We start from the raw sequence: 19,366 nt of genomic DNA on the forward strand, positions 1-19,366 counted from the left end.
TTCCATGAAGCTGACCATGCCCCGTTTTGATCAAGCCCCCGTGCTCGTGGTCGGCGATGTCATGCTCGATCGTTATTGGCATGGTGCAACGTCGCGAATCTCGCCCGAGGCGCCTGTGCCTGTCGTACGGGTTGATCAGAATGAAGATCGCCCCGGTGGTGCTGCCAACGTGGCGCTCAATATTGCTGCCTTGGGGGCACCGGCTTATCTGGTCGGTGTAACAGGCCAGGACGAGGCCGCCGACGCATTGGCTGACAGCCTGAAGGCCGCCAAGGTCGAGGCACGTTTTCAGCGTATTGCCGGACAGCCGACCATCGTCAAGCTGCGGATCATGAGCCGTCACCAGCAACTACTGCGTGTCGATTTTGAAGAATCATTCAAGACCGATACCCAAGCGTTGGCAGCAGATACGCGCTCCATGCTGGCAGGTGTAAAGGTGCTGGTCCTTTCCGACTACGGCAAAGGTGCGCTCAGAAACCATCAGGACCTGATCCAGCTGGCCCGTGCTCGTAACATTCCGGTACTGGCAGATCCCAAGGGCAAGGATTTTTCGATCTACCGGGGCGCCAGCCTGATTACGCCCAACCTGAGCGAATTCGAGGCGATTGTAGGACCTTGCACCGACGAAGCTGACCTGGTCGCCAAAGGCTGCAAACTGATCGCTGACCTGGAGCTGGGTGCACTGCTGGTAACCCGTGGCGAAAACGGGATGACGCTGCTGCGGCCTGACCAGCAGCCGTTCCACCTGCCTGCTCGTGCACGGGAGGTCTTCGATGTAACCGGCGCGGGCGATACCGTTATTTCGACTCTGGCGGCCGCGCTGGCTGCAGGCGAGGAGCTGCACAATGCGGTTGCTCTGGCGAACCTTGCTGCAGGTATTGTAGTGGGCAAGCTGGGCACTGCTGCAATCAGCGCTCCGGAGCTTCGCCGTGCGGTGCAGCGAGAGGAAGGCTCGGAGCGAGGGGTATTGGCTCTGGAGCAGTTGCAGGTTGCTATTGAGGATGCCCGTGCCCATGGCGAGAAGATCGTTTTCACTAACGGCTGTTTCGATATTCTTCATGCCGGTCATGTAGCTTATCTTGAGCAGGCACGTGCACTGGGTGACCGCCTGATCGTAGCTGTGAATGATGACGCATCCGTCACCCGCCTGAAGGGGCCGGGCCGTCCTATCAATACTGTCGATCGCCGAATGGCGGTGTTGGCTGGCCTTGGAGCTGTGGATTGGGTCATTCCCTTCAGCGAAAGCACACCTGAGGAGCTGCTCAAGCAGGTAAAGCCGGATGTGCTGGTAAAAGGTGGAGACTACAAAAGCGTCGATGAGGTAGTCGGAGCACCTCTGGTTCAAGCCTATGGGGGGGAAGTAAAGGTACTAGGCGTCGTTGAAAACAGTTCAACCACCGCGATTGTCGAGCGAATCCGCGGAAACCCCTGATAGAAGCGGCGTCCGTCAGGACGCCCTCTCCTTGGTTGTGCCCAGGCGGCTCAACCAGTCCTGCCAGCGTACCCGTTCTTCATGCACGAGCCAGCCTTGCTGTTCGGCAAAGCTTTCCGAGAGCCAGAGGCCTCGAGTGCTTACAGGCTGGCGTTGCCCCTCATGCAATGTAAACAGCTCGCCGGTAGGACGACCCTGATCTACTGCCAGCAAATAAATATCCGGGCGGCGCTTGTCTAGGCGTGCGATGAGTTGGCCATCCTCCACCTTGTCATCCACGTGGAAAAGACTGGGCGTGCGGATATCCTTGGGTAGCTCCATCTGCATGTCATAGACCAGCTGCAGCGATGCGGTAGGCGTATGCACGTAAGCGCGTGGCCGCTCGATCAGCGCCAGACTGCCGCACTGGACAGGACGTGCGGCCCCGGTACGAGGGGTGAGGGTGAAATGGCCGTTTTCCCGGTACTTCAGTGCTCCCTCGTAAGGCGTAGGCAACCAGGTATCGGTAAAACGGCCCTGTAGCCAGCCGTCGGGGGTTTCAAATAGGCATTCTTCAGCCACTTCTTGAACGGCCGTAAGCAGTGGAAGGTTAAGCTCATGGGCAGGAACGTAACCGGATATCAGTTTCAGCACGGTATCGCCACGATCGACCCGTTTCTGACGGACCAATAGCCAATGATCATGCCCTTGCCAGTTCAGCGTGATCCTGACCGAAACGCCCAGGTTTGCCAGCTCAAGTGAAAAGCGTTGTTCATCTTCGACGACAATCGGACGGCGGCGCTCCAGCACCTCGTTGAAATTCAGGGGTTGGCCCAAGGCCTGGTAAACCAGCTTTTCCGGGCTGCCTTCAACCAGCAGCGGCAGGGTCTTGAATGCCTTGGGGTTCTGACGCGCAATGAGTTGAGGCATGGCAGACTCCTGAAATTGTTATCATGGATGCCCCGTGCGCGTTAACGTCTGGACTCGATCACGCTAGCAGCGACACGGACATTATGCGACAGGTGCAACGGATTGATGGTTCCGATGATAGCGCTGGCCACTCCTGGATGACCAAGTACCAGTTCAAAACTGGCCTGGACGGGATCCACGCCACTCCCAAGACAGACATGTCCGCTGGCCAGCGCCTTTTTGATGAGAATCGCCTTGCCAATAGCGGTCGCATGGTCGATGACCGGCCGCTCGCTCTGCTCGTTGAGGTTGTACGTCACCATGGCGCAATCGCCTTTGTCGAGCGCCAGCAGGCCACCCTCTACTGTCTTGCCGGAAAGGCCGAAAGCGCGAATGGAGCCCTCGCGCTTGAGCGTCTCCAGGGTTGTGTAGACATCTGACTGCTCCAGAATATCGAGATCGTGTCCGTTGGAGTGTACGAGTACCAAGTCAATGCAGTCGGTCTCCAATCGCCTCAGGCTGCGTTCGACGGAAAACCGAGTGTGCTGAGCACTGAAGTCGTGTCGTGATTGGCCGGACTCGAACTCTTCTCCCACTTTGCTGACGATAACCCAATTGTCGCGCTGCCCCTTGAGCAGCTTGCCCAGGCGCTCTTCGCTATGACCATAGGCGGGAGCAGTATCGATGAGGTTGATACCAAGCTCATGGGCAAGGGCCAGCAGGTCAGCGGCTTCACGGTCATCAGGAATCGTGAATCCATTGGGATATTTCACGCCCTGATCACGGCCCAGCTTTACGGTACCAAGCCCTAGAGGCGAAACCATAAGCCCAGTGGCGCCCAGGGGACGGTAGTAATCATGCAAAGTTTTCATGGCAGCAGCGTCTCCCAAACTGGGATACCCATCGGTGGCATAGGGTGCGGAGGAAGGGCGGGGTGCGTACCGGGGCGAATACCTTCTCGCTCAAGGGCCGCAAAGACTCGATCAGAAAAATCGGGCGCCAGGGCCAGTTTGGTTGGCCAGCCGACCAGCAGATGGCCGTGTTCCGCCACAAAGGCATTATCTGGACGGGCCATGCTGGATTGCGCCGGCTCTGCACGGTCTACCCGCAAGGTGGCCCACCGCGCCTGGGAGAGGTCTATCCAGGGCAGCAGCTTTTCCAGCTCATGACGAGCCACTGCAATCTGCTCGTCTTCTGAACGTGCTACACCTTCGGCTTCAGCCAGTTCACCTCCCAAATACCAGACCCATTGCCCGTCAGCTGAGGGGTGTGTGGTCACTGTAATACGGGGCTTCGAACCGCCGCCCAGGCAGTGGGCATAGAGTGGTTTGAGTGTAGGCGCCTTGACCAGCACCATATGCAATGGGCGGCGCTGCATGGCCGGTTGCTCAAGGCCCAGGTCACGTAGCAGGGCTTCGGTGCCTCCGCCTGAGCTCAGTACTACTCGCTGAGCGCGGATAGGCTGGCCGTCCACGATCAGCCCCACCAGTTGCCCATCCTCAAGGATGGGGTCAAGGCGTTGTCCTTTCATCACGCTGTCACCTGCCAGCTCTGCCAGACGCGCAATGAGGCTCGGCACATCCAATACCAGCTCTGCCAAGCGATAGGCCTTGCCCTTGAAGACACGATCCTGCAGGGCAGGAGGCAGGTCCGATCCCTTGACGGGCTCGACTCGACCGCGAACGGCCTTGCTTGCAAAAAAGCTGGTGAGGTTGCCAGCGAGCGTGCCGGGAGACCAGAGATAATGTGCTTCCGAAAGGATGCGGACACCCTGCAGATCCAGCTCGCCCGTCCCGGCCAGGCTGTCGCGCCAGCGGCGAGGCATTTCGGCAATGGCCTCCGAGGCACCTGTTAGCGCGCCGTGCAAGGCATATTTGGCACCGCCATGGATAATGCCCTGGGACTTCATGCTTTGCCCGCCCCCCAGGGTGCCCGACTCGATCAGGATTGTGGCAAAACCCGCTCGGCGTAGACGGGCGTTCAGCCACAGGCCGGCAATGCCTCCGCCGACGATCAGAATATCGGTGCTCAGTGCTGGGCTCATGTGCAGGACTCTTTCAAAAACAGGCGTGCAGTATAACGTGAGGCGATTGCAGGCGTAGGTCTCAGGTCAATGTCCTGTACTCTTTGAAAACAGTTGAATGACGATAACGCCCAGGATGATAAGACCCATGCCCAGTATGGCGGCCAGATCAAGTGTCTGCTTGTAGATGACGGCAGCCGCTATGCTGACCAACACGATTCCCATGCCTGACCAGATGGCGTAAGCAATACCGACTGGAATGATTTTGACCACCTGAGAAAGAAAACCAATGGCAACGGCGTAGCCAACGATAACCAGCACCAGCGGGAGCGGTTTGTTGAAGCCATCCAAAGCCTTCATTGCGGTTGTCGCAACGATTTCAGCGGCGATAGCAATAGCCAGATAAATGTAGCCGATCATAAGAAGCATCCTGATTGAAAACGCCCAGTCTAGTTTTTCTTGTGATGGGATAAAGTGATTACCTATCTGTAATGGAGATAGGTAATGCAGTGGAGCCTGGATCAGGTCCGTCTGTTTGTGAGTGTGGCCGAGACGTGTTCGTTCTCTGCGGCGGCCCGTCGATTAGGGCGCGCCCAGTCAGCTATCAGTAGCTCAATTGCCTTGCTGGAAGCAGACCTTGGCGTCCTGCTGTTCGAGCGCAGCAGCGGACGGCAGCCTCGGCTGACCGAGTCGGGACGGGCGCTGCTTGATGAGGCGCGGGAAATTCTGAGGCATTGTGAACGCCTCGAAAGTCGGGCGCTGGGGCTGACACAGGGCGAGGAAACTCGCTTGCGCTTGGCTCATGATGAAGCGATGCCGTATCAGCCTATCGTCAACAGCCTTGAGACCCTGGCAGCGACCTATCCTTTTCTGGATGTACAGCTTGCCAGTGGCGCCCAGGGAGAGGTTGCGCGAAAGCTGCTTGATCGCCGAGCTGACCTTGGACTCATGTTCCATCACGAGCACATGCCTGATGCCCTGGAGCGCAGGCGGCTTAGTCTGGTGGAGATGGTTACGGTGTGTGGCGCAGGTCATCCCTTGGCTCACTATGCTCGCATCACGCGTCAGCAACTGGCTCAGCACCGGCAGATTCTCATTGCGCCTTATCAGAGCGGTTACCCGGGCGGCGAGCCGATCAGTCCACACGTCTGGCGAGCCGACAGTTTCTATGTGACAGCAGAACTGGTCATGCGTGACATTGGTTGGGCCTGGCTGCCTCGTCATGTGGCCCGCTACCCTACTTATCTTAATCATCTGGTGGAGTTGGCCAGTGACTGGACGCCACCTCCGCTGGTAGTTGAGCTGGTCTGGCGGCGTGACGAGCCCCAGGGGCCTGCGGCGCGCTGGTTGGGTGAGCACTTTGCCGAGCAGCTGCAAGCCATTGGTTAAGGCCGTCCTAGGATCAACAGAGGGCTTTGCCATCGCCTTTCCATGCAAAGCGGGCTAAGCTCCGCCGCCATGAACAGAATTCTCTATAGCCTGCTTTTCTATATTGCCCTTCCTTTCATTGCCGTGCGCTTAGTGCTCCGCTCGCGCAAGGCGCCGCTCTATCGTCAGCGCATGGGGGAGCGGTTTTCCCTTGGCCTTCCGCCCATGCGGCCTGGTGGTCTTTGGATACATGCGGTTTCAGTGGGAGAAAGTATTGCCGCTGCGCCAATGGTACGGGCTCTGATCGAACGGCATCCCGATTTGCCCGTCACGGTAACTTGTATGACGCCTACCGGTTCAGAGCGAATTCGGGCGCTGTTTGGTGACCAGGTTCAGCATTGTTATCTACCTTATGATGTGCCCTGCGCAGTCGCACGGTTTCTGGATCATGTACGACCGACGCTAGCTGTCATTATGGAGACCGAGCTCTGGCCCAACTATATCCATCAGTGCACCCGTCGAGGGATTCCGGTAGCGCTGGCCAATGCCCGCCTGTCTGCACGATCGGCAAAAGGATATGGCCGTCTGGAGGGTGTCACGCGCCCCATGCTGTCATCCATGGACTGGATCGCGGTCCAGACACCGGCGGAGGCCGGGCGGTTTACCTCGCTTGGGGCCCGGCCTGAGTGTGTCACTGTGACAGGGTCCATCAAATTCGACCTGAGTATCGATCCGGCGCTGATTAGTCGTGCAGAGGTGTTGCGAGAAGCCTGGGGACATCGCCCTGTCTGGATTGCAGCCAGTACCCATGCCGGCGAGGACGAGATTCTTCTGGCGGCCCATACGCGGTTACGCCAGCACTTGCCTGACGCGCTGATGATATTGGTGCCGCGTCATCCAGAGCGCTTCGATGATGTTTACAAGCATTGTCAGCAGAGCCAGTTGAGCACTGCGCGCCGCTCGAAGGACGAGCCGGTTGCTCACGACACGGCCGTTTACCTAGGCGATACGATGGGCGAGTTGCTCTTCTTATATGCCGCAGCGGATGTCGCTTTTGTAGGAGGTAGCCTGATCGAGCGGGGCGGGCATAACCTTCTGGAGCCGGCAGCCCTGGGTAAGCCGGTTCTTTCCGGACCGCATGTATTTAACTTTCTGGACATCGCGGCGCAACTGCGCGATGCGCAGGCCTTACGTGATGTAAGGAGCGCCGAGGATATTGCTGAGGCGCTCCAGCTGCTGCTGACGGATGAGCATGCAGCCGACCAGATGCGGCAGGGCGGACTGGCTGTACTCAAAGCCAACCAGGGCGCCTTGCAGCGCCTGCTGGATGGGCTGGATCGGTTGATCAGGCATTCGTCAGGGTCTTAACGAGGGCCGCTGCGTCATACTGATGGGTTTGGCCAGATCCGGAGGCAGGAAGTCGCGGTCCGGATCGTAGTCAGGTTTCAAATAGCGCGACAGCTCAAGCAGGTCGTTCGGGCTCAGAATGCCGGCTGACTGCTTCAGGCGCAGGTTATCCAGGATATAGTCATAGCGAGCATTGTTGTACTCACGAACGGCGTTATAGAGCTGGCGCTGTATGTCGAGTACATCAACGATACTGCGTGTGCCTACTTGATAAGCGATCTGGGTCGCTTCGAGGGCGCGCTGGCTGGACGCAATGTTTTGCTTGCGTGCAGCAATCTGCTCAACATCGGTGTTAATGGCGCGATGGTAGTTGCGTGTATTTTGTACCACCTCACGGCGCATGCTCTCGCGCTGCTGCTCGCTCTGGTCCAGCCGCTGATAGGCTTCGCGTATTTGGGAGCTGGTCAGCCCGCCGGTATAAAGGGGAACATTGATCTGCACGCCCACGCTGCGCTGGCTGACAGGGCTGTCGAAAATATCGACACCCGGATTGGGCAGGTTGAAAGCGTCATTGTCACCGCGCTGGTAGCGTGCCACCGCATCCACGGTGGGTAGGTGTCCGGCCTTGCGCTGGCGTAAGGTTTCCTGCGCCGTGTCTACGGCTGAGTTGGAGGCCAGCAGCTGGAGGTTCTGCGCCACGGCGCGATCGACCCAGGCCTTGGCATCGTTGGGCATGGGGGGCAGGATCGGCAGATCGTGGCGAATGCCTTCGAGCGCGTTGTACTCCCGGTTGGTCAGACGGACCAGCCCCTGAAAGGCATCCTGGACATTACGCGAAGCCAGAGAGCTGTTGGCCTTGGCTGTGTCATAACTGGCCTGGGCCTGGAGTACATCAGTTTCGTCCGTCAGCCCCACCTTGAACCGCTCCCGGGTCTGGTCGAGTTGGCGGAAGAGGGCTGCCTCCTCAGCCCTGGCAGTCGCCAGGGCATCCTGGGCACGCAAGGCGCTGAAGTAGCCTTCCGCCGTTTGCAGGATCAGGTTCTGCTGGGCGGCTGAAAACTGGTACTCGGCCTGTTCCGTACCGGCCTTGGCTGCCTGGAGTTGAAACCAACGATCTGCCCGGAACAGCGGCTGGCTGAGGTTGGCCTGGATCATCTGACTGCTGCGATCACTCTTATAGCGACCTTCTGCAATCCCTAAAGTGTCGTTCTGCTTCAGTCCCAGACTCATATGGGTGTCATTGACTTGAGCGCCCAAGCTGAGCTGCGGTAGCAGGCCTGCGCGGGCTTGCGGAATGGCTTCCCGCTGCGCGGCAAGGCCGGCACGCTCGGCTGCCAGATCGGAGTTATTGTTGAGGGCTTCCTGGTAAACCGCGACCAGTCCGTTCTGTGTAGTAGACGACTCTGCTGGCTGAGCCATAACCAGGCTGCAGGCACAGCTCAGGGTTGAAAAGAGAACGATACGCAGCATGTGAGGTCCTGGCATAGCTTTCCATGTTGTAGGGCGAGTGTAGCCGTATCGGCCATACGAGAGAAAATATGCTGTGAAGTTTCCTGGCGGGTAACGCATTCTGTGTTTACACTGCAGACGTTCTTGTCGGGGTGCGTCATACGAAGCGCTGAGATCGGGTAGTCCCGGATCCCGTTGAACCTGATCGGGCTAGACTCGTCGCGTGCGACGTGCCAACCCGCGTAGGGAACAAGAGGTCTGTTCGCTCGAACAGACCACCTTGCAGGCATCCGCCTGTTCCTGTGTATCAGGTTCTTCCCCGGCACCGTGCCTACCAGGAGAGCCTCGATGAACAAGCAGAACAATGTCACCGATTTCACTCAGGTCGATCGCCAGTCCACCCAGCCGTTTCCCAATTCCCGAAAGGTCTACCTGACCGGCTCCCGGCCGGATATCCGCGTGCCGGTTCGTGAGATCCGTCTGGCTGACACGCCAACCGCGTTCGGCGGCGAGAAGAATACGCCGGTATTTGTTTACGACACATCAGGCCCGTATACGGACCCTGACGTACGCATCGATCTACACAAGGGGCTGCCGGATGTTCGCTCGCGCTGGATCGATGAGCGTGGTGATACCGAGATTCTACCGGGGCTTTCCTCCGAGTTCGGGCGTGCTCGCCTGGATGATCCGGCCCTTGACGCCCTGCGGTTCGCCCATGTCCGGACCCCGCGCCGGGCCAAGGCAGGGCACAACGTCAGTCAGATGCATTACGCCAGGAAAGGCATCATCACGCCGGAAATGGAATACATTGCCCTTCGCGAGAACATGAAGCTTCAGGTGGCTCGGGAGGCGGGTCTTTTGACGCAGCAACACGGCGGGCAAAGCTTTGGTGCTGCCATCCCGAAAGAAATTACCGCGGAGTTCGTCCGGGACGAAGTGGCCCGTGGCCGCGCCATCATCCCTGCAAACATCAACCATATTGAACTGGAGCCGATGATTATCGGCCGCAACTTCCTGGTGAAGATCAACGGCAACATCGGTAACAGTGCGCTGGGGTCCTCAATCGAGGAAGAGGTGGAAAAACTGACCTGGGGCATCCGCTGGGGCGCTGATACGGTGATGGACCTGTCTACCGGTAAGCATATTCACGAGACGCGTGAGTGGATCCTGCGTAACAGTCCGGTCCCGATCGGGACGGTTCCGATCTATCAGGCGCTGGAAAAAGTCGGTGGTGTAGCCGAGGACCTGACTTGGGAGATCTTCCGCGACACGCTTATCGAGCAGGCCGAACAGGGCGTGGACTACTTCACCATTCATGCGGGGGTACTGTTGCGCTACGTGCCGCTGACGGCCAAGCGCGTGACCGGTATCGTTTCGCGCGGCGGTTCCATCATGGCCAAGTGGTGTCTGGCGCATCACCAGGAGAACTTCCTGTATACGCATTTCGAAGAAATCTGCGAAATCATGAAGGCTTATGACGTCAGCTTCTCCCTGGGGGATGGCCTGCGGCCTGGCTCTATTGCGGATGCCAATGATGCCGCCCAGTTTGGTGAGCTGGAAACGTTGGGCGAGCTGACCAAGCTGGCCTGGAAGCATGACGTCCAGTGCATGATCGAAGGTCCGGGCCATGTGCCGATGCAGCTGATCAAGGAAAACATGGACAAGCAGCTCGAATGCTGCGACGAGGCGCCGTTCTACACACTTGGCCCCCTGACCACCGACATCGCCCCCGGCTATGACCACATTACTTCTGGTATCGGCGCCGCCATGATCGGTTGGTTCGGCTGTGCCATGTTGTGCTATGTCACGCCCAAGGAACACCTGGGCTTGCCCAACAAGGACGACGTCAAAACCGGCATCATCACTTATAAGATCGCTGCCCACGCCGCTGACCTCGCCAAGGGTCATCCTGGCGCCCAGATCCGAGATAACGCACTAAGCAAGGCACGCTTCGAATTTCGCTGGGAAGACCAGTTCAACCTGGGCCTGGACCCGGACACAGCGCGTGCTTTCCACGACGAGACCCTGCCCAAGGACTCTGCCAAGGTGGCGCACTTCTGCTCGATGTGCGGGCCCAAGTTCTGTTCCATGAAGATCACTCAGGAAGTGCGTGATTACGCCAAGGAGAATGGATTGACCGATGAACAAAGAGCCATCGAAGCCGGGTTTCAGGAGCAGGCAGCACGGTTCAAGGAAGAGGGCAGTGTGATTTACAAGCAGGTTTAACGCGCGGGTCGTTGTTGTGTAGTGCCAAGCCGCGTCCCTGGGCGCGGCTTCTTGTTATGTTCCGGGCGACTCAAAAGCGCGCCTGTCCCCGTTGATTACCCGAGATATCGTTTATCGTGAGTACGACTAGCACCTATTCACCCGACATCGTGGTGCCTGACGCACGCCGTGTATTAGGCGGGCGTGATTTCTTTTCCCTGTGGTTTTCGCTCAGCGTCGGGCTCATGGTGGTTCAGACCGGGGCGCTTCTGGCTCCCGGACTTGGCCTTGCCCAGGGCTGGCTTACGATTCTATGTGGTTCGGTTGCCGGCTCACTGCTCCTGGCCGTTGTTGGGACCATCGGGAGCCGCACCGGCCTTTCAGCCATGTCGGCGCTCAAGCTGAGCCTTGGGCGTTACGGTGCGGTAGTTCCTGCCGTACTGAACATCCTGCAGCTGGTAGGATGGGGCAGCTTCGAGCTGGTGGTTATGAGAGATGCAGCCCTTCTCCTAACGGACCGTTACCTGGGGGCGGGTGGCTGGCTGGCCAATCCGGTCTTCTGGACGCTGACATTCGGCGTACTGGTCACGGTTCTGGCGGTCGCCGGTCCGCTTACCTTCGTTCGCCGCATTCTGCGCCGCTGGGGTATTTGGCTGCTCCTGGCCGCCTGCATTTGGCTGACCTGGAATTTTTTCTCCAAGGCAGATCTGGCTGCGCTGTGGGCGCGTCCTGGTGATGGATCGCTGAATTTTGCAGCCGGATTCGATATCGCTATTGCCATGCCGCTGTCCTGGTTACCACTGATTGCCGACTATGCTCGGTTTGGCCGCGGGCAGGCTGGCGTGTTTGGCGGCACGGCCATTGGTTACTGCCTGGGCAACTTCTGGCTGATGGGACTGGGTGTGGCCTATACCCTGGCTTTCGCTGATGCAAGCCAGACCAATGCTCTGTTACTGGCCCTGGCGGGCGCAGGCGTAGGCATACCCCTGCTGCTGATCCTGCTGGATGAGTCGGAAAATACATTTGCGGCTATTCATTCAGCTGCCGTGTCTTCCGGCATTTTGGTTCGGCTCAAGGTCGAGCATCTGTCACTGGCTTTCGGCGTGCTGTGTACACTCATCGCGTGGCAGGTTGCCCTGGCTGAATACGAGCACTTTCTACTGCTCATCGGGTCGGTATTCGCCCCACTTTTTGGCGTGGTACTGGTCGACCATTTTATCCTTCGTACCCAGCACGCCGATCATGTAGCCATGACGACGCTGCGCTGGGACACCCTCATCGCCTGGGGCTGCGGTGTAGCGATCTATCATCTGCTTGCTGCTTTCTGGCCCGTACTGGGGGCAACCCTGCCGGCGCTGATCCTGGCGGGTCTACTTCAGTTGGTGCTGGGGAGACTGATTGCACGGTAGGAGTCGGTAGCCTGGCGATTCGCATCGCCAGGCTAGCAGGCTTACAGCGCGCGGCGGCCTGGAAAGTATTCAGGGCGCACGATGCCGTTCAGCTTGGGATAGGGAAGCTTGATAAGCGGATGGCCCATGGAGTAGGGCGCAATGCTGGTGACATCATACTTCAGCGTGACGGCACCGAAATCCAGTGCAATGTTGGATGTCTTGACGAAGGGCCATTCTTTCTCGAAGGCACCGTCGTCCTTGAGTCCGTTGGCTATCAGCCATGCCTGGTGGGCGGTTTTGGCTACATCCCAGAAAGCCTGTTCCTGTCCTGGCACCAGGATGTCCTGAAGCGTCAGGACTTTCTTTTGCTGACGATCATAATTGATGATGCTGCGGCCCGGCTGGCCGTGGGCACCGCCTGTGTCCAGATAGGATGACAGCTCGACAATCACCAGCCCGTCATGCTGCTCGCGTATGTTGGCCTGCAGGTAACTGCTCCAGCGCGGCTGCGCATTGCGCAGGAAGTCCTGCTCGTAAGCGTCCAGCGACTGTGCTACCGGGGCTCCCGGTTCCGGTCGGGTTTCCTCAAGCAAGGCTTGCTCGATGATCGCATTAAGGTGTTCATCGTCGAACTTCAGCGTATCGACATTGACGAAGGGGCAGTCAGCATTGGCGCAGCCCGCCGGACGGTGCTCCCACGCCACACGCTTGGGCTTGAGCGGTTCGTTCAGGTCAGGCTTGAAAAAGCTTTGGCAGGCACTCAATAAAACGGCCGTGCTGGCGATAACGAGTAGTTTGGACAGTCGCATGGGGCTCCTTGGTAGGTAGAGGGGCTGTGCTCAGGATGTGCTTCGAGTGCATCCGGTGCAATGAGTTCGGCATCAAACCGTTCAGTCATCCGCATATCTTCCTGTCTTCCGGGCGGTACTGCCAAGGGGCTGCATCCTTCAAGCGGTCACGCTAGGATGGCGCGATTGTCACGACTGAAGTCCGGAGAGGCTTAGATGAGCGAAAACGTAAAGTCAGCCCCAGGCGACTTCGAAATTGAGCGCCGCGAAGAGTGTTTCAAAGGGTTTTATCGCGTAGACCGTCTATATTTACGGCATCGGTTGTTTTCCGGCGAAATGGGTCGCCGGTTGGATCGGGAGCTTTTTGTTCGGCACGATGCGGTCTGCGTACTGCCCTACGATCCCAAGCGGGATAAGGTAGTGCTGGTAGAGCAGTTCAGGGTTGGGGCCATCGATAAAAGTGATAATCCGTGGCTGCTTGAGCCGATAGCCGGGCTGATCGACAAGAGCCATGAGGTGCCCGAAGAGGTCGCTCATCGCGAAGCGCAAGAAGAGGCTGGTCTGGCCTTGCAATCGCTATGGCCCATCTCCACTTACTTCCCCTCTCCAGGTGGCAGTGACGAGCTGGTGCATCTCTTCCTGGCCCGTGTGGACAGCGACGAGGCTGGCGGTGTGCACGGCTTGCCTGAAGAAGGGGAAGATATTCGTGTTCACGTCATGCCTTTCGAGGATGCGCTGGACGCCGTCAAGAATGGAAAAATCAATAACGCAGCGGCAATGATTGCCTTGCAATGGCTGGCGCTCAATCGCGCCGAGGTACGTGGTTTATGGGTTTGAAAGGGCGGGATCGCTACCGAGTTGACTTGCCGGGGCTGCAGGCCACGTGCGAGTCCAACTATCTGCGACTGATGCAGCTTCTTCCCAAGATGCGCGAGGCACTGATTTCCCGTCGTGTGGCGCTTTCGCAGGGAGAAAAGCTGTTGGGCATACTGGCCTTGGAAGTGACCGAGGCGTGTCCATATACAACAACACTGCAGGTCAGCCAGGAGCTTGGGCTTCCCTGGTTGCCTGTGCCCAGGCTTGAAGTGCGTGTTTACCATGATGCACGCATGGCAGAGGTCATCAGCGCGGGGCCGACCCGCCGGTTACAGGCAATCTATCCGTATCCGAACGAGCTGATGAACCATCCTGACGAAAAGACGCAGCTGAATTTGTTTCTAGGCGAATGGTTGAGCCACTGCATGGCATGCGGACACGAGTCCGAACCTGTCCTGCAACGCTGATTACTGCTTTGTCCTCCGGCGCGCGTGTCTCGCCGCCATAGAAACTCCCAGCCACGGATCGATACGCAAATAATGGCTTTGTGCTAGCATTTAATTTGATGCTGCTACCGTCGCCTGCTGCCGTAAAACGACCTTTTGTCGCTGCGTGATGTAATACCTTGTCAAACAGGGGTCGGCATACAGTTCATCGGTTACAAGTGTGAACTGTGCACCATCTGTTAGGTGCGCTTACATGCACTCTCTACACTTTGATTTGTTGTAGACGCCGCGATTCAAGGAGATGGCTTTGGCTACGTCGCCAGATTTCCTCGCTGCACCGCTTGTGGTCCAGCTTACCGATAGTCACCTGTTTTCCTCTCCCGAGGGGCGCCTGTTGGGGTTGGATACCCGCTATAGCCTGGAACAGGTTGTAGAGTGCGTACGAGCCGAGCAGCCGACGATAGACCTGATACTGGCCAGCGGAGACCTGGCACAGGAAAGTACGCCCGAGGCCTACCAGTCCTTCAAGGAGCTTACGGCTTGCCTTGATGCGCCTGCCCGCTGGTTGCCGGGCAACCATGACAAGGTCAAGGTAATGCAAACCTTCTGTGCCGGAACAGACCTCATGGACCCCGTGCTCGATATGGGGCAGTGGCGGCTGATCATGCTGGATTCGACTATTAATGGTGCCGTGCCCGGGCGGTTCGACCAGGAGCAGCTCGAGCTGCTCGAAAAGGCACTGAGCGAAGCACCGGATCGACACGTGCTGGTGTCTTTCCATCACCACCCTGTTCAGGTGGGCTGCCAGTGGATGGAGCCGTTAGGGGTTCTCAATCCTGAGGCGCTTTTTGAAGTGCTGGATCGGTATTCGCAGGTGCGCGTCATTCTCTGGGGCCATATCCATCAGGAATTCGATCAGATACGTAACGGCGTACGCCTGTTGGCATCACCGTCAACAGGGCTGCAGTTTGAGCCGAACAGCATTGATTTCAAAGTGGGCATGCAAGCCCCGGGCTACCGCTGGCTCAGGCTATTACCGGACGGTACGATTGAGACCGGCATCTCGCGGGTAGAAGGTGTGGATTTCAATGTGGATTTCCAGGGCAGTGGTTATTAGCCGATAGGCCTTCAAGAGGAGGCAAAAAAAGGTTAATATAGCACTGGTTATTTATACAGGATTAACCAGTGCCTTCTGTACTGTATATCCACGGCTTCAATAGCTCGTCGGCTTCCCTCAAAGCCCGCCAGCTCCATGCCTGCATGCAGCGGCTCGGCCTGCAGGGGTGCGTTCGCGTGCCTGATCTTCATTATGACCCTGTCATTGCCATGTCTCAGCTTGAGACATCTCTGGCTGCTTTGGACCAGCCTTTACTGGTCGGCAGTTCATTAGGCGGCTACTATGCCACCGTTCTTGCCGAGCGTTATGGCCTGAAGGCCCTACTGGTTAATCCGGCAGTGCGCCCCTGGCGTTTGATCGATGCTTATCGGGGGCCGCAGAAAAACTATTACAGCGGTGAGGAGTGGGTATTGACGGACGCTCACGTTGACGCGCTGGCGGCGCTCGATGTGGGCGCGCCTCAGGATCCTTCCCGCTACCAGGTGTGGCTGCAGACGGCTGACGAGACGCTCGACTATCGCGACGCCCAGGCGCTTTATCAAGGATGTGCATTGCGCATCGAAGCGGGTGGAGACCATGGTTTCCAGAACTTCGCTGAAAAGCTGCCTTCGCTATTGTCCTTTGCCGGTTTCTCGCCTGTCTTGTGGCATGGCATCGATTTTTCGACTTTCAAATAGAGATTATGGCCCAGCAAAACGCCTATACCGCAGAAGCTATCGAGGTCCTGTCCGGACTGGATCCGGTGCGCAAGCGCCCGGGCATGTACACCGACACGACTCGTCCCAATCACCTGGCGCAGGAAGTGATCGACAACAGTGTCGACGAGGCGCTGGCCGGTCATGCCCGTAGTGTGCAGGTCATCCTTCATGAGGATAACTCCCTGGAAGTGCTCGATGACGGCCGTGGTATGCCGGTCGACATCCATCCGGAAGAAGGCGTTTCAGGCGTCGAATTGATTCTGACCAAGCTGCACGCCGGCGGTAAGTTTTCCAACAAGAACTACCAGTTCTCCGGTGGCTTGCACGGGGTGGGTATTTCTGTAGTGAATGCGCTGTCCACCCGTGTCGAGATCAAGGTCAAGCGTGATGGCAGCGAGTATGCCATGGCATTTGCCGATGGCTTCAAGGCGAGTGAGCTGGCCGTAGTGGGCAGTGTCGGCAAGCGCAACACCGGCACCAGCGTTCATTTCTGGCCTGACCCCAAATACTTTGACTCGCCAAAGTTTTCTGTCAGCCGGTTGAAGCATATTCTCAAGGCAAAGGCCGTGCTCTGCCCTGGCCTTGCGGTCAGTTTCGAGGACAAGGCCAGCGGTGAGCGCATCGAGTGGCATTATGAAGATGGCCTGCGCTCCTATCTGGTTGATGCGGTAGGTGACGCCTTACGCCTGCCGGAGGCTCCGTTCTTCGGCAGCCTGGCGTCAGACAAGGAAGCCGTCGATTGGGCGCTTTTGTGGCTGCCCGAAGGCGGCGAGTCGGTTCAGGAAAGCTACGTCAACCTGATTCCTACAGCCCAGGGCGGAACGCACGTCAATGGTCTGCGTCAGGGGCTGCTCGACGCCATTCGTGAGTTCTGCGAGTTTCGCAATCTTTTGCCGCGTGGTCTCAAGCTTGCGCCCGAGGATATCTGGGAGCGCATCGCCTTCGTCCTGTCGATGAAGATGCAGGAGCCTCAGTTCTCTGGTCAGACCAAGGAGCGTCTCTCCTCGCGTGAGGCTTCGGCGTTCGTCTCGGGCGTCGTTAAGGATGCCTTCAGCCTTTGGCTCAATGCCAATCCGGAGCTGGGTCTGCAAGTCGCTGAGCTGGCCATTAATAATGCCGGGCGTCGTCTGAAGGCTGGCAAGAAGGTTGAGCGTAAGAAGATCACTCAAGGCCCCGCACTGCCCGGTAAGCTCGCGGACTGCGTAGGGCAGGAGCCGCTGCGCTGTGAGCTGTTCCTGGTTGAAGGGGACTCAGCAGGCGGTAGCGCCAAGCAGGCTCGCAATAAGGAGTTTCAGGCGATCATGCCGTTGCGCGGCAAGATCCTGAACACCTGGGAAGTCGACGGTGGTGAGGTTCTGGGTAGCCAGGAGGTTCATGACATCGCGGTTGCGATTGGCGTGGACCCCGGTGCTGCGGACCTTTCCCAGCTACGGTACGGTAAAATCTGCATCCTGGCGGATGCCGACTCTGACGGTCTGCATATCGCCACGCTGCTGTGTGCACTGTTTGTGCGCCACTTCCGACCGTTGGTGGAGGCCGGGCATGTCTATGTCGCCATGCCTCCCCTGTATCGGATTGACCTGGGTAAGGAGGTCTACTATGCGCTGGATGAGGCCGAGCGAGACGGTATCCTTGATCGCCTTGCGGCCGAGAAGAAGCGTGGCAAGCCACAGGTGACCCGATTCAAGGGACTGGGTGAGATGAACCCGCTTCAGTTGCGTGAGACCACGATGGATCCCAATACGCGACGGCTGGTGCAGCTTACCCTCGAGGACACCCCTGGGACGCTCGAAATCATGGATATGCTGTTGGCAAAAAAACGCTCTGGGGATCGCAAAAGCTGGCTGGAGAGCAAGGGGAACCTGGCTGAGGTGCTTGTTTGAGTAAGCATTGGCGCCTGTGGGCTCTATTAATACTGCTAGGTCTCGGTTTGCAGCAGGCCAGGGCAGCGGAAGAGCTGCGCCTGGAAGCAGAATATCCTGTGGAAGGGATGCGAGGCGGCAATCTGTCCGGTCTGGCACTGTGCAAGGGTGAATTCTGGACGGTATCGGATCGCGACGATGACCAATATTATCGTCTGGACTCGAGCGGCGAGATCTGGAAGGCCGAAGCTCATCCGATTTCGGCGGGCCCTCCGCCTTCAGCAGGGCTGCCTTGGAACCTTCGCCTGTTTGTCCGCCTAGCGGAGTACAAGCGAGGCGGGACGGTCGATCTTGAGGGCATCACCTGTGATGAGGCGGGTAACCGTTATCTGGTCAGCGAAGGATACGCGGCAGTATTGCTCGATCCTGTGCAGGGTGGTCAGTCCTGGCTGAAGCTGCCTTGGAACCTGATGTCACAGGCAAACCGTCATGGTCTTCTTACACACTTCAATTCCATTTATGAAGGTGTCTCTGTAAGCCCGGATGGCCAGCAGATCTGGCTGGCAGCAGAGCGGCAGCGCCGCGGAATCCTGACGCTGTTCAAGCAGGGCGATAAGTGGGTCTGCCATGGTAGCTGCGTCATGTTTGCCGAGGGGGGGACCACACCGATTCCGCCTGCGTTGGGTAAGCGCGGCCCGTTACCTGTCGACTTTTCCGACATGGTCTATTACCACGGAAAGCTCTTTACCCTGGAGCGTGCGGCTCATCAACTCTGTCGTCGTAGCGCTGAGTCGGGTATTGCCGAACGCTGTTGGTCATTCGCTAAAACACTGCTGGCCCCTGTTCGGCATTACCGGCAGAACTGGGGATTGGCCGAGGCGCTATGGATAGACGAGCGAGGCGCCTGGATTGGCCTGGATACCGGTGATCTGGCGCGCGAGGATGGTGACAAGCGGCCTTACGTTCTGCATTACGCTGCACCCGCCGCGGGCTGGGACGCACCGTGAGTCATCAGACGGCAGGCCAGCGTGCCGGACGCGTCATGCTCTTTCTTGCGTGGGGGGCAGGGCTATGGCTCTTGGCGCACTGGTTTGGCGGCCTTGAGCTGCAGCGGCAGAACCCTAATCAGGTGCCTGTTTCCCAGCACGGCGATGGCTATATCGAGGTTAGTCTGGCCGGTAATGGTGCAGGACACTTTCTGGCCAACGGATCGCTGAATGGCAAGGACGTCACCTTTGTAGTCGATACGGGCGCAACTGATGTTGCCCTGTCAGCTGAGCTGGCGGCCACGCTGAAACTGCCCCATGGCGGCCCTGTTCTGTTGAGCACAGCCAATGGTCGGGCCGAAGGCTGGCGTACCCGTATCAATGAGCTTCGATTGGGCGATATCGTGCTGCACGACGTACGTGCGCTGGTTGCGCCCAATATCGATGGTGATCAGGTGCTGCTTGGTATGAGCGCCCTGCGCCAACTTGAATTCACCCAGCGCGGCGGCACCTTGCTGCTGCGCCAGTATACGAAACAAGAGTAAACCGC

General features: G+C 58.2%; 18 protein-coding genes and 1 riboswitch. Of the genes, 12 read left to right on the forward strand and 6 right to left on the reverse strand.

The genetic code is table 11. The features are described from left to right. Window positions 1-4: 4 nt before the first annotated feature. Window positions 5-1,432, forward strand: a complete 1,428-nt coding sequence (gene hldE / locus PLU01S_RS05635; protein ID WP_074823075.1) for a bifunctional D-glycero-beta-D-manno-heptose-7-phosphate kinase/D-glycero-beta-D-manno-heptose 1-phosphate adenylyltransferase HldE — start codon at window positions 5-7, stop codon at window positions 1,430-1,432. Window positions 1,433-1,447: 15 nt separating this feature from the next. Here the strand turns inward: hldE and PLU01S_RS05640 are convergent, their stop codons facing one another. From PLU01S_RS05640 to PLU01S_RS05655, 4 genes are all read right to left on the reverse strand, one after another. Next, window positions 1,448-2,341 carry a metal ABC transporter ATPase gene (locus PLU01S_RS05640; protein WP_074823071.1) on the reverse strand — a complete coding sequence of 298 codons (894 nt, stop codon included), beginning with the start codon at window positions 2,339-2,341 and terminating at the stop codon, window positions 1,448-1,450. 41 nt (window positions 2,342-2,382) lie between these two features. Then, window positions 2,383-3,192 carry an aldo/keto reductase gene (locus PLU01S_RS05645; RefSeq protein ID WP_074823068.1) on the reverse strand — a complete coding sequence of 270 codons (810 nt, stop codon included), beginning with the start codon at window positions 3,190-3,192 and terminating at the stop codon, window positions 2,383-2,385. Further along, window positions 3,189-4,364 carry an NAD(P)/FAD-dependent oxidoreductase gene (locus PLU01S_RS05650; RefSeq protein ID WP_074823065.1) on the reverse strand — a complete coding sequence of 392 codons (1,176 nt, stop codon included), beginning with the start codon at window positions 4,362-4,364 and terminating at the stop codon, window positions 3,189-3,191. Before PLU01S_RS05650 ends, PLU01S_RS05645 begins: the two co-directional genes overlap by 4 nt. A 66-nt stretch (window positions 4,365-4,430) precedes the next feature. Next, on the reverse strand, window positions 4,431-4,763 hold the full coding sequence (locus PLU01S_RS05655; protein WP_074823063.1) for a DMT family transporter: 333 nt from the start codon (window positions 4,761-4,763) through the stop codon (window positions 4,431-4,433). A gap of 84 nt (window positions 4,764-4,847) precedes the next feature. On the opposite strand from PLU01S_RS05655, the gene PLU01S_RS05660 reads away from it, so the two are divergent. Both PLU01S_RS05660 and waaA read left to right on the forward strand, forming a co-directional pair. Next, window positions 4,848-5,732, forward strand: a complete 885-nt coding sequence (locus tag PLU01S_RS05660) for a LysR family transcriptional regulator (protein WP_019364026.1) — start codon at window positions 4,848-4,850, stop codon at window positions 5,730-5,732. A 69-nt stretch (window positions 5,733-5,801) separates the two neighbouring features. After that, entirely contained in the window at window positions 5,802-7,079 is a 1,278-nt protein-coding gene (gene waaA / locus PLU01S_RS05665) for a lipid IV(A) 3-deoxy-D-manno-octulosonic acid transferase (protein WP_074823490.1), read from the forward strand. Here waaA and PLU01S_RS05670 read toward each other — a convergent pair. Further along, window positions 7,068-8,528: a TolC family outer membrane protein gene (locus PLU01S_RS05670; RefSeq protein ID WP_074823061.1), complete on the reverse strand. Its 1,461-nt coding sequence runs from the start codon at window positions 8,526-8,528 to the stop codon at window positions 7,068-7,070. The two genes, waaA and PLU01S_RS05670, sit on opposite strands and share 12 nt — an antisense overlap. A gap of 117 nt (window positions 8,529-8,645) precedes the next feature. Continuing rightward, window positions 8,646-8,773: riboswitch (TPP riboswitch) on the forward strand. 82 nt (window positions 8,774-8,855) lie between these two features. On the opposite strand from PLU01S_RS05670, the gene thiC reads away from it, so the two are divergent. Next, complete coding sequence (thiC, locus tag PLU01S_RS05675; protein ID WP_074823058.1) at window positions 8,856-10,733, forward strand: phosphomethylpyrimidine synthase ThiC; 1,878 nt, start codon at window positions 8,856-8,858, stop codon at window positions 10,731-10,733. A 113-nt stretch (window positions 10,734-10,846) separates the two neighbouring features. Then, the gene (cytX, locus tag PLU01S_RS05680) at window positions 10,847-12,121 is read left to right on the forward strand and encodes a putative hydroxymethylpyrimidine transporter CytX (protein ID WP_074823055.1); all 1,275 of its coding nucleotides are present in this window, start codon (window positions 10,847-10,849) and stop codon (window positions 12,119-12,121) included. 41 nt (window positions 12,122-12,162) lie between these two features. On the opposite strand, the gene PLU01S_RS05685 is transcribed toward cytX, so the two are convergent. Continuing rightward, window positions 12,163-12,912: an RsiV family protein gene (locus PLU01S_RS05685; protein ID WP_074823053.1), complete on the reverse strand. Its 750-nt coding sequence runs from the start codon at window positions 12,910-12,912 to the stop codon at window positions 12,163-12,165. A 195-nt stretch (window positions 12,913-13,107) separates the two neighbouring features. On the opposite strand from PLU01S_RS05685, the gene PLU01S_RS05690 reads away from it, so the two are divergent. From PLU01S_RS05690 to PLU01S_RS05720, 7 genes are all read left to right on the forward strand, one after another. After that, window positions 13,108-13,728 carry an NUDIX domain-containing protein gene (locus PLU01S_RS05690; protein ID WP_010797080.1) on the forward strand — a complete coding sequence of 207 codons (621 nt, stop codon included), beginning with the start codon at window positions 13,108-13,110 and terminating at the stop codon, window positions 13,726-13,728. Continuing rightward, window positions 13,719-14,174, forward strand: a complete 456-nt coding sequence (locus PLU01S_RS05695; RefSeq protein WP_010797081.1) for a DUF1249 domain-containing protein — start codon at window positions 13,719-13,721, stop codon at window positions 14,172-14,174. The genes PLU01S_RS05690 and PLU01S_RS05695 overlap by 10 nt, the downstream gene beginning before the upstream one ends. Window positions 14,175-14,454: 280 nt before the next feature. Continuing rightward, a complete protein-coding gene (cpdA, locus tag PLU01S_RS05700; RefSeq protein ID WP_074823049.1) occupies window positions 14,455-15,270 on the forward strand; it encodes a 3',5'-cyclic-AMP phosphodiesterase in 816 nt (271 codons plus the stop codon). 68 nt (window positions 15,271-15,338) lie between these two features. Further along, window positions 15,339-15,947 carry a YqiA/YcfP family alpha/beta fold hydrolase gene (locus tag PLU01S_RS05705; protein ID WP_074823047.1) on the forward strand — a complete coding sequence of 203 codons (609 nt, stop codon included), beginning with the start codon at window positions 15,339-15,341 and terminating at the stop codon, window positions 15,945-15,947. 5 nt (window positions 15,948-15,952) lie between these two features. After that, the gene (gene parE, locus PLU01S_RS05710) at window positions 15,953-17,851 is read left to right on the forward strand and encodes a DNA topoisomerase IV subunit B (protein WP_010797084.1); all 1,899 of its coding nucleotides are present in this window, start codon (window positions 15,953-15,955) and stop codon (window positions 17,849-17,851) included. After that, window positions 17,848-18,837: an esterase-like activity of phytase family protein gene (locus tag PLU01S_RS05715; RefSeq protein ID WP_074823045.1), complete on the forward strand. Its 990-nt coding sequence runs from the start codon at window positions 17,848-17,850 to the stop codon at window positions 18,835-18,837. The genes parE and PLU01S_RS05715 overlap by 4 nt, the downstream gene beginning before the upstream one ends. Further along, window positions 18,834-19,361 carry a retropepsin-like aspartic protease family protein gene (locus tag PLU01S_RS05720; RefSeq protein ID WP_037030000.1) on the forward strand — a complete coding sequence of 176 codons (528 nt, stop codon included), beginning with the start codon at window positions 18,834-18,836 and terminating at the stop codon, window positions 19,359-19,361. The genes PLU01S_RS05715 and PLU01S_RS05720 overlap by 4 nt, the downstream gene beginning before the upstream one ends. Window positions 19,362-19,366: the final 5 nt, after the last annotated feature.

Origin of the sequence: Pseudomonas luteola NBRC 103146 (assembly GCF_002091675.1) — a bacterium.
Taxonomy (GTDB): domain Bacteria; phylum Pseudomonadota; class Gammaproteobacteria; order Pseudomonadales; family Pseudomonadaceae; genus Chryseomonas; species Chryseomonas luteola.

Excerpts from the sequence above, each read along its gene's own strand:
- PLU01S_RS05690 (WP_010797080.1), top strand. The coding sequence starts at position 13,108 with ATGAGCGAAAACGTAAAGTCAGCCCCAGGCGACTTCGAAATTGAGCGC.
- PLU01S_RS05670 (WP_074823061.1), bottom strand. The coding sequence starts at position 8,528 with ATGCTGCGTATCGTTCTCTTTTCAACCCTGAGCTGTGCCTGCAGCCTG.
- PLU01S_RS05655 (WP_074823063.1), bottom strand. The coding sequence starts at position 4,763 with ATGATCGGCTACATTTATCTGGCTATTGCTATCGCCGCTGAAATCGTT.
- PLU01S_RS05650 (WP_074823065.1), bottom strand. The coding sequence starts at position 4,364 with ATGAGCCCAGCACTGAGCACCGATATTCTGATCGTCGGCGGAGGCATT.
- PLU01S_RS05685 (WP_074823053.1), bottom strand. The coding sequence starts at position 12,912 with ATGCGACTGTCCAAACTACTCGTTATCGCCAGCACGGCCGTTTTATTG.
- thiC (WP_074823058.1), top strand. The coding sequence starts at position 8,856 with ATGAACAAGCAGAACAATGTCACCGATTTCACTCAGGTCGATCGCCAG.
- PLU01S_RS05695 (WP_010797081.1), top strand. The coding sequence starts at position 13,719 with ATGGGTTTGAAAGGGCGGGATCGCTACCGAGTTGACTTGCCGGGGCTG.
- PLU01S_RS05645 (WP_074823068.1), bottom strand. The coding sequence starts at position 3,192 with ATGAAAACTTTGCATGATTACTACCGTCCCCTGGGCGCCACTGGGCTT.
- hldE (WP_074823075.1), top strand. The coding sequence starts at position 5 with ATGAAGCTGACCATGCCCCGTTTTGATCAAGCCCCCGTGCTCGTGGTC.
- cpdA (WP_074823049.1), top strand. The coding sequence starts at position 14,455 with ATGGCTTTGGCTACGTCGCCAGATTTCCTCGCTGCACCGCTTGTGGTC.
- PLU01S_RS05660 (WP_019364026.1), top strand. The coding sequence starts at position 4,848 with ATGCAGTGGAGCCTGGATCAGGTCCGTCTGTTTGTGAGTGTGGCCGAG.
- parE (WP_010797084.1), top strand. The coding sequence starts at position 15,953 with ATGGCCCAGCAAAACGCCTATACCGCAGAAGCTATCGAGGTCCTGTCC.
- PLU01S_RS05640 (WP_074823071.1), bottom strand. The coding sequence starts at position 2,341 with ATGCCTCAACTCATTGCGCGTCAGAACCCCAAGGCATTCAAGACCCTG.
- waaA (WP_074823490.1), top strand. The coding sequence starts at position 5,802 with ATGAACAGAATTCTCTATAGCCTGCTTTTCTATATTGCCCTTCCTTTC.